At 43.3% G+C, this 14,095-nt stretch carries 15 protein-coding genes; 5 read left to right on the forward strand and 10 right to left on the reverse strand.

The window, feature by feature from the left end; all coding sequences use genetic code 11:
- Window positions 1-165 precede the first annotated feature (165 nt).
- The 4 genes from PSE7429_RS03850 to PSE7429_RS03865 all read right to left on the reverse strand — a co-directional run bounded on the left by PSE7429_RS03850 (window position 166) and on the right by PSE7429_RS03865 (window position 2,653).
- Window positions 166-534 (reverse strand): hypothetical protein, encoded by a 369-nt coding sequence (locus tag PSE7429_RS03850; protein WP_009625745.1) that lies wholly within the window; start codon window positions 532-534, stop codon window positions 166-168.
- The gene (locus PSE7429_RS03855) at window positions 531-806 is read right to left on the reverse strand and encodes a hypothetical protein (RefSeq protein WP_009625746.1); all 276 of its coding nucleotides are present in this window, start codon (window positions 804-806) and stop codon (window positions 531-533) included. Before PSE7429_RS03855 ends, PSE7429_RS03850 begins: the two co-directional genes overlap by 4 nt.
- A gap of 418 nt (window positions 807-1,224) precedes the next feature.
- The gene (locus PSE7429_RS03860) at window positions 1,225-1,575 is read right to left on the reverse strand and encodes a hypothetical protein (protein ID WP_009625747.1); all 351 of its coding nucleotides are present in this window, start codon (window positions 1,573-1,575) and stop codon (window positions 1,225-1,227) included.
- A gap of 229 nt (window positions 1,576-1,804) precedes the next feature.
- Window positions 1,805-2,653 (reverse strand): ABC transporter ATP-binding protein, encoded by an 849-nt coding sequence (locus PSE7429_RS03865; protein ID WP_009625748.1) that lies wholly within the window; start codon window positions 2,651-2,653, stop codon window positions 1,805-1,807.
- 73 nt (window positions 2,654-2,726) lie between these two features.
- Between PSE7429_RS03865 and PSE7429_RS23285 the strand changes: the two genes are divergently transcribed.
- Window positions 2,727-3,752 carry a hypothetical protein gene (locus PSE7429_RS23285; protein WP_009625749.1) on the forward strand — a complete coding sequence of 342 codons (1,026 nt, stop codon included), beginning with the start codon at window positions 2,727-2,729 and terminating at the stop codon, window positions 3,750-3,752.
- A gap of 382 nt (window positions 3,753-4,134) precedes the next feature.
- On the opposite strand, the gene PSE7429_RS03875 is transcribed toward PSE7429_RS23285, so the two are convergent.
- Complete coding sequence (locus tag PSE7429_RS03875; protein WP_009625750.1) at window positions 4,135-5,067, reverse strand: NAD(+) kinase; 933 nt, start codon at window positions 5,065-5,067, stop codon at window positions 4,135-4,137.
- Between the two features lie 601 nt (window positions 5,068-5,668).
- Between PSE7429_RS03875 and PSE7429_RS03880 the strand changes: the two genes are divergently transcribed.
- A complete protein-coding gene (locus tag PSE7429_RS03880; protein WP_009625751.1) occupies window positions 5,669-6,718 on the forward strand; it encodes a hypothetical protein in 1,050 nt (349 codons plus the stop codon).
- Window positions 6,715-7,359, forward strand: coding sequence for a Holliday junction branch migration protein RuvA (gene ruvA, locus PSE7429_RS03885; protein ID WP_009625752.1), 645 nt, complete (start codon window positions 6,715-6,717; stop codon window positions 7,357-7,359). The genes PSE7429_RS03880 and ruvA overlap by 4 nt, the downstream gene beginning before the upstream one ends.
- A gap of 141 nt (window positions 7,360-7,500) precedes the next feature.
- Here ruvA and lpxB read toward each other — a convergent pair whose 3' ends face one another.
- On the reverse strand, window positions 7,501-8,682 hold the full coding sequence (gene lpxB / locus PSE7429_RS03890) for a lipid-A-disaccharide synthase (RefSeq protein WP_040687197.1): 1,182 nt from the start codon (window positions 8,680-8,682) through the stop codon (window positions 7,501-7,503).
- A complete protein-coding gene (locus PSE7429_RS24145) occupies window positions 8,595-9,116 on the reverse strand; it encodes an AAA family ATPase (RefSeq protein ID WP_009625754.1) in 522 nt (173 codons plus the stop codon). Before PSE7429_RS24145 ends, lpxB begins: the two co-directional genes overlap by 88 nt.
- Before the next feature lie 167 nt (window positions 9,117-9,283).
- Between PSE7429_RS24145 and rpmI the strand changes: the two genes are divergently transcribed.
- Both rpmI and rplT read left to right on the forward strand, forming a co-directional pair.
- Window positions 9,284-9,481: a 50S ribosomal protein L35 gene (gene rpmI / locus PSE7429_RS03895; protein ID WP_009625755.1), complete on the forward strand. Its 198-nt coding sequence runs from the start codon at window positions 9,284-9,286 to the stop codon at window positions 9,479-9,481.
- A 74-nt stretch (window positions 9,482-9,555) separates the two neighbouring features.
- Window positions 9,556-9,909: a 50S ribosomal protein L20 gene (gene rplT / locus PSE7429_RS03900; protein WP_009625756.1), complete on the forward strand. Its 354-nt coding sequence runs from the start codon at window positions 9,556-9,558 to the stop codon at window positions 9,907-9,909.
- A 309-nt stretch (window positions 9,910-10,218) separates the two neighbouring features.
- Here the strand turns inward: rplT and PSE7429_RS03905 are convergent, their stop codons facing one another.
- The 3 genes from PSE7429_RS03905 to PSE7429_RS23290 form a co-directional block, all read right to left on the reverse strand.
- Window positions 10,219-11,313 carry a pentapeptide repeat-containing protein gene (locus PSE7429_RS03905; RefSeq protein WP_009625757.1) on the reverse strand — a complete coding sequence of 365 codons (1,095 nt, stop codon included), beginning with the start codon at window positions 11,311-11,313 and terminating at the stop codon, window positions 10,219-10,221.
- Between the two features lie 103 nt (window positions 11,314-11,416).
- Window positions 11,417-12,406, reverse strand: a complete 990-nt coding sequence (gene queG / locus PSE7429_RS03910) for a tRNA epoxyqueuosine(34) reductase QueG (RefSeq protein WP_009625758.1) — start codon at window positions 12,404-12,406, stop codon at window positions 11,417-11,419.
- A gap of 64 nt (window positions 12,407-12,470) precedes the next feature.
- Window positions 12,471-13,745 carry a J domain-containing protein gene (locus PSE7429_RS23290; RefSeq protein WP_009625759.1) on the reverse strand — a complete coding sequence of 425 codons (1,275 nt, stop codon included), beginning with the start codon at window positions 13,743-13,745 and terminating at the stop codon, window positions 12,471-12,473.
- Window positions 13,746-14,095 lie beyond the last annotated feature (350 nt).

Here is a 14,095-nt window from a genome sequence, read left to right on the forward strand (position 1 = left end):
TAAGAAGATACGGGAGAAGGAAAGAATCGCTTGGTATTTGTAGAGTGCTTCGGTCTAACGGTGTAGTTGAGCCGCTACAGTCAAACTTTGGATTTTAAAGATCACTTTTAAGAGGTCGGCTCCAACACAGTGTTAGACGGTCTTTACCGATAACCTTTTGCTGAGTCATAGCGCTTCAATTGTAACGCGCCCACCTTCGACTGCCTCAATTTGAAGTTTAAAACCATACAGCAAACCCATTCCCACTAACGGATCTGCATCAGAAGCCGCCACATCAATAATTTGCTCTTGACCATCCCAGATTACAGAAGCTTTGTATATTTCAAAAACAACTTCGCTCCCGTCACCCAATGTTCCAATATCTCGATAGTGCCAAGGCAAGCCAAGATCTGTGATTATAGAAAGCGGTAAAGACAAAAAGCTAGTGAATCCTGTGTCAATGACAGCATCAAGTGCAATTTTGGGTGAGCCGATACGACCGACCGCAACTTTGATAATTGCTTCACAATTACTATTGACGACACCGAACATCATACTGGCTTTCTCAGGCTGCGGCTGCCAAAACGGAAGACTGCTCTATGTCCAATCCGTATCACCCAAGGTTGGGCATCGGGTTTTCGTTCATAAAGCTTATCAACCGCTAAAAGCGTTGAGTTAGCCACCTCAAAATCTCCAGTCTCAATATCAATGGCAACTATTTTGCCGTGATTACCTGCTTCGATTTGCGGACGTATTTGCGTTTGATAAATTAGATCGCCACGTTGGGCAAATTCTTCTTTGCTATAGCGGGGTTGACGGACTGCCATGATTGTGAATTTTCCTCGATCATTGCCTTGTCCAGCATTATAGCTGACCAGAAATCGCTATGAATATATTGCTTTTGTTAAAGCAAAAATAAGGTGCGTTACATTTCATTAACGCACCCTACAAGATCGGCTGCTTTTTTAATGGACTTTCTTAAGTTGTAAAGAACAATTTCAATTGGTTTCTCAATTTTTTGGTGTAAATTTGTTTGGCATAACGGCTTATCGAGTTTGGCATAACGTTCGCAATCACCGGACTCAGATGCTCTATGCTAATCATTAAGTATACTGCAATGTTCCGGTGCATTGCGGTTGTTGTAAGGCTGGCAAAATAGTGCAGCACACCTCAAATTTTCAATCACAACTTCGGAATTTGAATCTTTACGCTGGCAATGAGACGAGTACAATCACCTTGCCATTCTTACTCATTCTGATTCCGCCTTGTCTGTCGTCGTTTCTTTCGGGCGGCACATTTCTCCTGAGAAGTCAGCTTCTTGTAGGGATCAAAAGGTGTCCAGATTTCCCCAGTTTCATCGTCAAGATAGATTTTGATCAACGTCGGGAAAAACTCGGTACCGTGTTGCTCTATTTCAGTTAGATCTTCAAAGAAGCTGCCAATCCAAGTCGCACGGTAGTTGTATTTCTGTTCTGATGATTCTTTTGAAATAAACTTGAGGTCGAAATCACCACCTAAACAAGTGTCGGCATAAGGCTTTTGATGGAGTTGTTCTAGGTGTTCAATAATGAGTTGTCGGACAATCCTTTTTTCCATAAAATCAAGCCAGCTAAAGTTTTAGCCTATCAGCAATTTCAGAAGAAATAGACAGCTTAGCGACTATGCCATCTCCAATAAATCAAGCGGTACAACTATGTATTAGACGGAAACTTTCTATCTAATCTGAATATAGGCGATTTAGCCCGAAAGTCAAATTTCCGACTAATCACCCTATACGTCACATTATATTGTCTCAAACGAATAATTTAGTGATGAGCTTGGCGCATTAAGTCCAGTCATCCACTAATTCACCATCTTGACCTGAACTAGTATCTCGTCTCAATAAATCATCAATCTCTTGCCAATCGATCAGACTTACCTCAGCATCCTGCACTAATTCCCCCTTATGCAAACAAATGAGGCGATCGCACCATGTTTGGACTAAATCAAGCTGATGGTTAATCATCACTACAGTTACAGGCTGGGGTAGTTGCGTTAGCTCAGTTAAAGTATTTAACAACAAATGCGATAAACCCCGATCTAAGGCTGAAGTCGGTTCATCTAGTAAAAGTACCTCTGGCTCCATAATTAAAGCTCTGGCGATCGCAATCCATTGTCTTTGACCGAGAGATAGCTCTAGCTCTGAACGATTGAGTAACTTGCGATCGATTTGCAGTTTATCAATCCATTTTTGCGATCGCGCATCAATTTCACTCTGGAGCGAATTTTGGAGCTTGAGCGGATAGATGAGCGCCTCATGCACATTCATTCCCAGCAAACTCGGCTCCTGTGGAACCAGCATCACCCGTCGTCGCAGGGTTTGAATGGGAAGTTCTTGAATATTTTTGCCGTTTAACAAAATCATCCCTACCGATGGATCGATTAAACGATTGAGTAAGCGTAAAAATGTGGTTTTCCCCGATCCCGTTGCCCCAATTAATGCGGTTTTGTTACCCTGTGCGATCGCTACGGAAATACCTGTCAAAAGTGTGCGAAATTTAGTTTGGTAACTAATTTGTTGCATAGCGATCGCCGCATTACTGGCGATCGGCATGGATGTCAATGAAACCTTTTGCATAATGTAACTGTCTTTGCGATTAGCGATCGAGAAATTGGGACGCACCCTCCAATTCATTAAACCCTGTCTCAAGCGAAATTAGAGAGAACAATCACATATGTATATATGGAATCTTTTTCAAAAATTTTCTATGAAAATTTTTAGGCTACCTCTTCAAAAGCGACTTGCTCTTTTCTTTACAGGTTTATGCATATTTGCTTTAGCTACTCCGCAACTTGCACCAGTATCCGCTCAAAGCGTCCAAGCAACCGTACAGGAAATCCTTGATGGCAATCAAGTGTTTATTCAAAATAGACGCGCATCGGTCAATGATATCGCCAACCAGCAGCAACAGGTACGCACGGGCGATTCTCGCACAGCACTCAAATTTAATTCTGGGGCTGTCGCGCGTCTGTCCGCTAATTCGGTACTAACCATCGGTCAATGTGCTCGCCTCCGACAGGGAACGATTTTAATTAATGGGGCGGTGAATGCTTGTTCCTCATCGATTACAACGGGAGTGCGCGGCACAACTTATTTATTGGCAGTCGATACATCTGGAAACCAGATGGTCAAAGTATTAGAGGGGGAAGTTGTCGTTAAGCGGAGTGCTAATCCTGAAGTTGAGCCAGAAACCCAACCAACCACAAAACCCACAAATACAAAACCCACAAATACAAAACCCACGATCGATTCCTCATCAACCGAAACGGATAGCAGAACTTCGGTAACTCCTAAAGTTAAGCAGTTTTCGGCACCACCAACCACTCCCCCTAGCAATAACGGTAACAGACCAGTTCTCCCCCAAACCAATCCTCAAGACAGTCAGCCGCTCGATCCTCTAAACGGTCAGTTACTCAATGACAAACCCATACTCAAAATCGATCCGAATCTAAATTCTGGTACTCAGCTATCTGAAATTGTTTTAAAGGCTGGTGAAAAGGTCGAGGTCGATCCGATCGGAGCTTTGGGCATAATCCAAAAGTTAAGTGAAAATGAGTTTGTGCAACTGCTCCAAAGTGAGTTATTTAAAGGTTTTACCAATCAAATTCCTGGAATTAATAAAGTTCGCGATGTTTTTAATGGTTTATTCCCTGGCGCAAACTTCCCAATTTCGCTTCCCAATATCCCAACACCAAATATCCCTAACATTCCGATTCCGAGATTCCCATTTTAATGACATATATCTGTCGCCAAACCCCAGAAGAGAAAGTTGGCGCTTCGCGCCAACTTTCTCTTCTGGGGTCTTGATCTTGTCCTAAGTAGTTCGGCATAATTAAAAGCCAAAACCAGAGAGTGTACCGCCAGCTACGCGGGCGGTACACTCTCTGGTTTTAACTTAGCTACTTAACGTGAGTTCGGGATAATTTGAAACGGGATTAGAGAAAGGGTTTGCTGCGCAAACCCTTTCTCTAATCCCAAAAGTAAAAGCCTTGCTACGCAAGGCTTTTACTTTTGGGATTTTAAAATTTGCCAGCTTAACCCGAACTGACGTTAAAAAGCAAACCCCGTAAGGCTTTGAAATTTCCAAGATGGCATTGCCATTTTGGAAATCGGGATTATTGCGATCGATAGGGATTAGGATAACGAACCCTTGCCCCTGTCCATAGAAGCTTTTGGCGTAAAGCCTGATAGTAGGAATATTCTTCGCGCAAGACGACAAATTGAGCCTGATACTCCGACATCTGGATGTCAACTCTCTGTCCAGGGAAAATGGATGTGGCTATAACTCCATCAGTCCATAGTTTTAAACTAAAGTCATCGGTCGAGAGCGGCCAAATACTTACCGTTAATTTCGGTGGAATTACGATCGCTCGACTCGATAAACTTAATGGACAGATCGGTGTAATGGCGATCGCGTGCATTCCTGGATGCACAATGGGACCATTTGCCGCCACTGTATAGGAAGTCGAACCTGTGGGAGTAGCGACAATTAGTCCATCACCGTGGTATTGATCGACCACTTCGCCAGCAATTTCCAATTCTAGGGATGCTGTAACCATGCGATCGAGAGAAGCAGGTTTCACGCACATCTCATTGAGACATAAGAACGGTCCGCAAGGTTGACCAAATTTTCCGCCTAAGCCCTCATCTACTGTAATCACCCTTGCCTGTAGCATCATCCTCCGCTCGATCGCAAAGAGATCGGACAGCAATCGCCGCCAAATTTCACTAGTATTTTCGCATTCCTCAATGGAATGGGTGAGAAAGCCTAAATGTCCACCGACATTAATAGCCAGAATTGGGACTCCCAGACTCGCCAAATATCGTGCAGCCCCCAAAGTTGCACCATCTCCTCCTAGGACAACGGCAAGATCGATTTCTTGGTGCATGGATTCGAGGAATACAGGATAGGGATTATCACTGGCTCCTGTAGGTCCAATTAATACTTTGACTCCGAGTTCCTCTAACTCTTTACTACATCGTTCGGCCCATGCTTTGCCAATTTGACTACCTGACTTATAGGCAATAATTGCTTTACTAATCTTCACGATTTGCCCTCAAATTGGTGTGAATGGTTAGCAGTGGTTCCCGTCAATAATTGGGGTTGTTGGGCTTCGCTCTGCACTAACAATTATTGACTTTATCATGACTATTTCATAGGGATGGGGTGGGATGGGTTAAAGCGAGTTGAGGCGTAACCCAAACAGATTAGTAAGTAGTCAGTCGCAATTACACAATTAAATGTAAAACCCAAAAAGCTGTGGCGCACGCTGCGCGTGCGCCACAGCTTTTTAATCTGGATTTTAATTATGCACAGCTACTTATTAAAAATCCATTGCGGGCTTCGGGTTGCAGTTATCGCTGCTGTCAACTAAATCCAAAAGAGGGTTGCCGCGCGGAGCGCGGCAACCCTCTTTTGGATTTTAATTTTGTCCTAACAAGACTGGCGATAGCTATGTATTCTCAAAATCATAGGAATAAAAATATGATGGCAATATACGTATTAAATACATAATTTGTCTTTTTTACTGTCGTAATTGTCGTAATTGCCATGATGTTTTCTCCTGTTATGAAAATTAATGATACAAAAAACAAATTTTTGAGATAAAATTTGATATTAGATAAAATTCTTGGTGTGAAGGGTAAGTCATGAGTCAGGCAGGATTTGGCGATTCATCATCACAGGCGAGCATTAATCCATCGATTCCAGAACCGCAAACCCCGCTTCAAAGCGTATCTTCCAATGTACTGGGTGAGCCAACCACTCTGTTTAATGCTTTGCCAAGACAGGTTTTAGAGCAGGAGCTCCAGTTTTGCAACGAGCGCAGTCAGCAAGCGCAGGTTTTGCTTCGGCAGGCGCAAGAGCAGTTGCAACTGTCTCAGTTAGTGATCCAAAGGCAAGAAACCCTGACCCAAACCCTTCAGTCTCGGATTGACCAACTCGAACGCGAGCTACAGGATGCCCACATAAATTGTGACGAGCTGCGCGATCGCCTCAAGCGCCAACAACACCATACTTCACAACTAAAAGCGGCTCTCGAACGCTGCCTCGATACTTCGACACCTGCTCCTAACGACATGGCACTCTCTGCCCTTGAGTCTTGGTCAGTTGCTAAGCTTGCTGATGAAAAAATTTCTCCAGTTGAAGCGATCGGTGATTCGGCATTACAAAATGTCGTCAAAATCGTACCTGCGCCTCAGCCAATTGAGCTAGATGTCTCTCAAGAAATTGATTCTGTAGTCGGGACGGAAACCATTGATCGATCTTCGTCATTATCATCCCTGCCTCCCAAGAGTCAGCCCATTTCCCCCTTGATTGTTAGACCTCACAAAGCCTCTCAGGGGTCACCTATTGCTCCGAATTTGCCTGCATTACACGCTGTTCAAGCCTCAGAGTCTAAAGAGACAAGGACGGCTAATTGGCGGGTCGAGTCTCAAACCGCTTCACAATCTGGGCTAGATCGAAATAATATTGGTGACGCATCGCTTGCTTCGTCATCTGCCTTAACTAATGCCTCGGTCGTTTCTACCGTCGCAACGCCAAGGTTTATTCAAGCTTTGTATGGCAATCCCAATAATCTTGTGAATCCAGAAATGCAGGATTCCGAACAGCTTGCGATCGCCAATTCTAGCCGTAAAGCTGTGACTTCCCTCGCGGCTGTGCAACTGCCCCAGTTCCCACCATTGCCACGCCGATGATTGGGTTTCTCCGTGGTGCGATCGCAGCTTGTAAAGCCGCAGAGAGTTCTCGAAAAAATACGCCTTCCTATTGGCTTACCCTTGATGTCCAAGGTGTGGGCTACGATATGCAGATTACGGCTAGTGCTGCGGGTAGATTGCCCCCTGTGGGCCAAGAAGCACAGATGTTTACCCATCTAATTGTTCGTGAAGATCAAATGGTCTTGTTTGGATTTCCTACTCTCGCTGAACGCGAATTGTTTCGCCAATTAATTAGTGTTTCAGGGATTGGCACTCAAGTTGGTCTGGCTTTATTAAATAGTTTAGGAATTCAAGATCTGGTTAAGGCGATCGTTTCGGGCAATACGCGAGTTTTGAGCTTAACTCCTGGGGTGGGGACTAAAACTGCTGAGAGGCTTGCTTTGGAACTAAAAACAAAGCTTGCCGATGGGCGATTGGCTCAGGTTGGTACTACGCGATCGCTAGGTAGCATCTTAAGTGTGGCGCTACAAGAAGAATTAGAAATGACGTTACTAGCTCTCGGTTATACGCCTACGGAAATTAGCAATGCCCTCAATGCGATCGTGGGGTTACCAGTTCTGGCAAAAACTCAGGATATTGAGGCATGGATTAAAGAGGCGATCGCTTGGTTGTCTAGGTAAAATGGGGCATTGCTTAACCCGAACTGACGTAATACCAAATTAAGAAATGGCAACGCCATTTCTTAATTTGAAAGCCCTTACTAGGATTAATTTTTAATTCACAAAAGTGTTGTCACACTTTCGTGAATTGGTATTACGTTGCTATAGATAATCAAGAATTGAATCCGCTACTCGGTTAATCGCGCCCTTTTCTCCTAGGCTTTCTCTTACTCTGGTATACCCATCAAGCATGGTTTGTCTTGATTGAGAATTTACTAATAGTTCTAAAGCCGCTTCAGCGATCGCCGAGGGAATCGCATCATTCTGAACGAACTCAGGAACTACCGATTCCATGTTTACCAAATTGACAGGGGAAATAAATGGTAATTGTAATTTCACAATATAGCGAGCGATCCAAGCGGTAATCGCACTGACCCGATAGAGAATTACTTGCGGCACATTCAGCAATGCTGTTTCCAGATTTACCGTACCAGATTTACTCAATACCAAATCCGAAGCACTGATGGCAATTTGCGATTGATCCGAAATAATCGTAGCCTGAAGGTCGTATTTCTTGAGGAGCTTTTCCACATCGAGGCGATAGCGTTCTAAGGATAGAGGCAACCAAAATTTGACATGGGGTAATTTTGTTTGGATGATTTTTGCGGCTTCAAGAATAATCGGCATTACCGATCGCAATTCTTGGGTGCGGGATGCGGGGAGGAGTGTCACGACTAAATCATCATCGGCGATGCCCAAATGCTGCCGAGCCGCAGCGCGATCAGGCACCTGTGCCATTAGATCGACAAAGGGATGCCCCACCCACTGCACATTTGTCCCTTGCTTCTCGTAATAAATAGCCTCTTGGGGAAAAATAGCTAATAATTTATCGGTAAAAGCAGCGATCGCTTTAGTATTTTTGTCATCAAAAGACCATACCCATTCTTGAGGGGCAATGTAATAGATCACGGGGATCTTCAATGTGCGTTTAGCATAGTAGCCAATTCCCTGATTGGGCATCATGTAATCGATTAATACCGCTACATCGGGAGGAGAGGTTTTGAGCCATTTTTTAGCATCCCGTTGCACCCGCAGAGTGGGCAAAATATAGGGTAACGCCTCAACTGCGCCGATCGAGCCAATACCAACCGTATTGCCTAATATCTTTACACCCGTCGCCGCCATGCGATCGCCACCAAGTCCGACAATTTCCAACTCCATGCCTCTGAGGGCAGCCCGTTCGCGCAAGGCTTTAATCAAAATTGCCCCATGCCAGTCGCCCGATACTTCCCCCGTACTAATAAACACACGGCGTTTTGTCTTAATTTCCGAACTAGATTCCATATTAATAAATTTTGTATTTTGTAATAGATATTAGTGACACAAAGCAGAACTAAACCTACATAAATTGCATCAGTTTGATAAGAATCCTGTACCAACATACTTCTCAATGATTCTTCAATAAAAATATCAACTGCCTTTGAGTCGCCATTTTCTAGAATTGCCTCAATTAATATCCTATTATTCTCATTCTGCTCAAAGAAAAAGTTAGTCCAAGTTCTCTCTGGCAAAGCCTTACTAAAACTTACTTGTTCTCTCCTTACTTGTCGAAGTAAATATACTGTGTCTGAGCGTGGAGCGCTATTCAAAAAAATTGCTTCTAGTAATGCTGTCTTACCAGCATTGTTTTTACCGCTAATCAAATTAACTCTTCCAAAGCCAGATACTTTCAGATTGTCAAAGCATCTAAAGTTCTTAATTACAATTTCTTTAAGCATTAGAGCATACTGACTTTAAAGACAGCTTACAAAAACAAATAGCATTATACTGCGCGTCACTTGGGCTATGCGTATTGGTCACAATAATATTATTTTTAAAATAAATGCAAAATATCGATTGACATTATGGTACACTCGTAAAGGTCAAAAATTTGGACTAGAAAGAAGTGCCTAAGCTCAAAACTCGTAAATCTGCCGCCAAGCGATTCAAGGTGACGGGTAGCGGCAAGTTTGCTCGCCGCCACGCTGGTCGCAACCATCTATTAGAGCATAAGCCCACTGTTCGCAAGAGCAGATTGGGACAAATGGCTATAGTTGATGAGACTGATAATGACAGAGTAAGCGCCATGATGCCTTACGCCTAATTAAAGGTTTTTAGGGCGCAACACGCCCTAAAAAATTAAATAAATAAACGACTTCACGATAAGAATTAACTGCCATGACGAGAGTAAAACGCGGTAACGTAGCTAGAAAGCGCCGCAATAAAGTACTGAAATTAGCCAAGGGCTTTCGCGGATCGCACTCTAAGCTGTTCCGCACTGCTAACCAGCAGGTAATGAAAGCTCTACGTAATGCCTACCGCGATCGCCGCAAGAAGAAGCGCGATTTCCGTAGTCTCTGGATTACCCGCATCAATGCTGCGGCTCGCCAACAAGGTTTGAGCTACAGCAAGTTTGCAGGTCTACTTAAGAAAGCAAATATTGATATCAATCGTAAGATGCTTTCTCAAATTGCCATTCTCGATCCCCAAGCTTTTACCGCAATTGTCGAAAAGGCTAAAGCGATCGCTTAAGTCAAAATTACAGAAATTTGCGCTTAAAAGAACCACAAGAAAGTTTTTGAAAGTGTTGCTTCGCAACACTTTCAAAAACTTTCTTGGTTTTGATTTGAGCGAAAAGCATAATTCGGGATAATTTGAAATGGGCTTTGAGAAAGGGTTTGCGTAGCAAACCCTTTCTCAAAGCCCAAAAGTAAAAGCCTTGCGTAGCAAGGCTTTTACTTTTGGGCTTTTAAAACTTGCCAGCTTAATCAGAACTGACGTTTACTAGGTTTGGTTTTTAATTCACGAAAGTGTGACAACACTTTCGTGAATTGGTATAACTTAAGGAGCGAATCCGATCGCTCCTTGCAGATTTACATCTGTCCAAATGGTGCTTTCTGTAACTATATTAGTTAAATTTGCATTAGTTAGATTTGCCTGCGTTAAGTTAGCCCCGATCAAGACGGCTTCACTCAAATCGGCACCCCCAAAATATGTTCTTTGTAAATTCGCGATCGCAAAATTTGCTTTTTTGAGAAATGCCATACTTAAATCAACTTCCTGCATCTCGGCATTGCGAAATTTAGTTTCGATACAGATTGAATTCGATAAAATCGCTCTAAACAAATAGGCATAGCTGAGATCGGCTTCACTGAGATTAGCCTTAGTCAGGTTCGCCATGCTTAGAGAAGCATCACTCAAAAATGCATTGCACAGCTCCGCCCCAACCATTTGGGCTCCACTAAAAATAGCGCCCCCAAGATTAGCTTTGTTTAAAATCGCCTTATTTAAGATCGTCTCGCTAAAATTCGCCATCAAACAGCCAGCCATACTAATGTCGGCAAAATCAAGGGAGGCTCCCCATAAATTGGCGCGAGTTAGTAACGCTCCTCTCATTTTGACACGGCTCATTTTGGCGTTACTTAAATTGGCATTACTTAAGTTTGCGCCACCAAAATCAGCATTCTGGAGGTTTGCGCCACTGAGGTTTGCGCCACTAAAGTCAATATTTTTAAAAATACCACCACTCAGATTTACCCCCCTTAGGTCAGCGCCACTGAGATTTGCTGCACCGAGATTGATGCCGCGTAGTTCTAGCGATCGCAGATCTGTGTTTGTAAGGTTAACGTCTTGGAGATTTGCTTGATTGAAGTTGACCTGATGGATCAAGGCTCGGCTCAGATTTGCCCCCTGCAAGTTAGCATTCACAAAAACTGTTTCCTGTAAAACCGCCCGTGATAGATTGGCTTGAGTTAAATCGGTGCGACTAAAGTTCGCCCTACTCAAGTTAGTTTCGCTCAAGTTGATGCCTCTGAGTTTCAACGAGGACAAATCAACTTTTTGTAAATCGATCTCTGTGAGATCGGTGTTATCGCGCCAAGTATTCCAATGCTCAGCACCATCTTTAATATGTCGAACAATTCTTAGATCAGCCAAAATGATTTACTCAAATTGATGTTTAGACATGCTTCTAATTTAAGCTGTTTTTCCAGATAAATCTAGACAAGCCAAATAGCGCAGAACCAAGAACTTGAGGAAATTATGTGGGATTACTATCTAAATTACTGTCTAAATTACTGTCTAAATTATTGACAACATTATGGATAACAGTTTGAGCATTTCGTTGCCAGCGATCGCGTTTAATCCTTCTCAATGCTGACCCCGTAAAATATTGATTCCATTGCTCGTCAGTCATGGTTGCTAAATCTGTTAACTGCGGATTGAGATTGTGAGGAAAAGGTTGAAAATCAGTTTCCAAAGTCTCTTGGGCAAAACGTTGATTCCAAGGACAAACATCTTGGCAGATGTCACATCCAGCTACCCAATTTTGTAAATTAGCACCGATCGCTTGGGGGATCTGTTCTGACTTATTCTCAATGGTATGGAAAGCGATGCAGCGATTGGCATCAACCACAAAGGGCTGAGCGATGGCTCCCGTCGGACAGGCCTCGATACAGCGTGTACAAGTACCGCAGTGATCAGTATGGGGGCGATCGGGCTCGATCTCCAGATTAGTTAGTAATTCTCCCAAAAATAACCAAGAACCATAGTCGCGGGTAATCACATTGCTATGCTTCCCAACCCAACCGATGCCCGCTCTCTGTGCTAAGGCTTTTTCGGCAATCGGTCCCGTATCTACATAATAACGAGTTTGAATGTCTTCCCCTTGCGTCGTTAGCCAAGCGGCGAGAGCTTTAAGCTTCTTCGTCAAAACCTTGTGATAGTCCCTTCCCCAGCCATAGCGGGAAATTTTACCGATCTGGCGATCGCTGGAATGTTGGTTTGGGGTGTAGTAATTCAGAGCCACGCAAATGACTGACTTTACACCTGGCATCACCGCTGTAATATCTTGCCGTTTAGGATTTGCCATCCAATCCATATCCGCTTGATATCCGAGTTTGAGCCATTCTTGCAAACGTTCTGCCTCAATCCCAGACTCGGCTCTGGCAATGCCAACTTTGCTAAAACCGAGAGCGATCGCTTTTTGTTGAATCGCTTGTTTAATTTCTGCTTGCGACAAATTTTCCATAATATCGACTAATTGGCTAATCGGCTAATCGGCAGAGCCAACTGCGATCGGCAACTAGCCACCACTAACCACCACCTAACCAACCAAAAAATCCACTTTTCTTGTCATTTTTGGCTTTAGGATCTGGTTTTGCTGGATTTGCAGCAGAACCTGTACCACCAACTTGATCGATGTATTGATTTGCCAGAGGCTCGTTAGGATTTAGTTTCAAGGCTTGCTGAAAACTCACTTTAGCCATGCCTGATAACTTTTGATTCATATACACAAGCCCTAACAATGCATGGCACTTACTATTATTGCAATCAAGTTGAATGGCACTCCGCAATTCTTTTAACGCTGATGTCCATAATTTTTGATTGATGTAGCTTTCAGCTTGACGAATGTACTGCTTGATTGCCGCATCATTAGGCTCCTTGCTGCCATCTTGGTTCACATTGCCAGTTTGGTTCTGGCGTTGTGCCTGACTATTGCTGGCTTGACTAGCACTTCTCGCCGCCGTATTGCCGTTAGTATTACTACTGGTATTACCTGTATTACTGGCACTTCTCGCCGCCGTATTGCCGCTAGTATTACCACTGGTATTACCTGTATTACTGGCACTTCTCGCCGCCGTATTGCCGCTAGTATTACCACTCGTATTATCTGTATTGCTGGCATTCCGCAACGACTCACTCCGCATTTGGTAGGCATTGCCACTGGCATAGGTTGAGCTTGGTCTCGCTCCTGTGTTAATGCCTGTGTTGCCTGTATTACCACTTGTATTGTTGGAGGCGTGATGGTTAATGCTAGGATTAGGAGGAGGGGCAATAGGAGGTTTAATGCCAGTATTAACTACGGGGTTAGGTGAATGACTGTAACCCTCTTGCAACAAAATATGGACTAAATTTAGTTCGCTTAATAAACCAATGTTTTCTAAAGCTTGTTCTAAATTTTGATACTGGACTTTTGCTATTTCTTGAACTGTTTGTTCGTAATTTACTTCTTTAGATGAAACTAAATATTTTTTAGCGATTTCTGACTGTGGAGAAAATTTTTGGTTGCGTTTCATCAATCGTTTACCCAGCAATTTTAAGATTGCTGAATACTCAGTCCGCTCTCGCTCTTGGGACAGCACATTGTAGGCTGGGTTAACTAATTTGGATAAATATTGGGTTGCTACTTGCTTTTCGGAATTCGATCGCCCATGAACATCGGGATGCAAGCATTTGGCAATTAAGAGATATCGTCTGCGCACAAGGGAGGATTCAGCTGTTAATGGTAAGCCCAATACAGCGTAATAATCGTTAAAGTCATATTGACCGATGCCGCGATCTATACGAAATGTCTTTGGATGTTCCACAATCTATCCTCGGCGTTGCGCTACTCAGAAAAGAGCTTTCAGGCTTTAAGAGTTTCTAAACCAGATAAGTAATGATAGCTTACCCACTAATAATACAGGTACGATCTCGACAATCATATATTTTCTAGAGATAAAACAGTGAAAATTCAGAAATAATTGTCAAATTATAAAGATGATTAGAAATTAATAATTACTAATTTCTATAGCTGTCGCCAAATGTCCTACTCCCTTCCCACCAAAGAAATAGACATCAAAAACCAATAATTAGCGTTGCGGCGCTTCGCGCCGCAACGCTAATTCTTTACTGGGAAGGGAGTAGGACATAAAACCCCAAGAATAAATTGGCGGCG

It is taken from the genome of Pseudanabaena biceps PCC 7429 (assembly GCF_000332215.1).
In the GTDB taxonomy this organism is placed as follows: Bacteria; Cyanobacteriota; Cyanobacteriia; order Pseudanabaenales; family Pseudanabaenaceae; genus Pseudanabaena; species Pseudanabaena biceps.

Coding starts and splice junctions, on each gene's coding strand:
- PSE7429_RS03850 (WP_009625745.1), bottom strand. CDS start 534: ATGATGTTCGGTGTCGTCAATAGTAATTGTGAAGCAATTATCAAAGTT.
- PSE7429_RS03855 (WP_009625746.1), bottom strand. CDS start 806: ATGGCAGTCCGTCAACCCCGCTATAGCAAAGAAGAATTTGCCCAACGT.
- PSE7429_RS03860 (WP_009625747.1), bottom strand. CDS start 1,575: ATGGAAAAAAGGATTGTCCGACAACTCATTATTGAACACCTAGAACAA.
- PSE7429_RS03865 (WP_009625748.1), bottom strand. CDS start 2,653: ATGAATTGGAGGGTGCGTCCCAATTTCTCGATCGCTAATCGCAAAGAC.
- PSE7429_RS23285 (WP_009625749.1), top strand. CDS start 2,727: ATGAAAATTTTTAGGCTACCTCTTCAAAAGCGACTTGCTCTTTTCTTT.
- PSE7429_RS03880 (WP_009625751.1), top strand. CDS start 5,669: ATGAGTCAGGCAGGATTTGGCGATTCATCATCACAGGCGAGCATTAAT.
- ruvA (WP_009625752.1), top strand. CDS start 6,715: ATGATTGGGTTTCTCCGTGGTGCGATCGCAGCTTGTAAAGCCGCAGAG.
- lpxB (WP_040687197.1), bottom strand. CDS start 8,682: ATGGAATCTAGTTCGGAAATTAAGACAAAACGCCGTGTGTTTATTAGT.
- PSE7429_RS24145 (WP_009625754.1), bottom strand. CDS start 9,116: ATGCTTAAAGAAATTGTAATTAAGAACTTTAGATGCTTTGACAATCTG.
- rplT (WP_009625756.1), top strand. CDS start 9,556: ATGACGAGAGTAAAACGCGGTAACGTAGCTAGAAAGCGCCGCAATAAA.
- queG (WP_009625758.1), bottom strand. CDS start 12,406: ATGGAAAATTTGTCGCAAGCAGAAATTAAACAAGCGATTCAACAAAAA.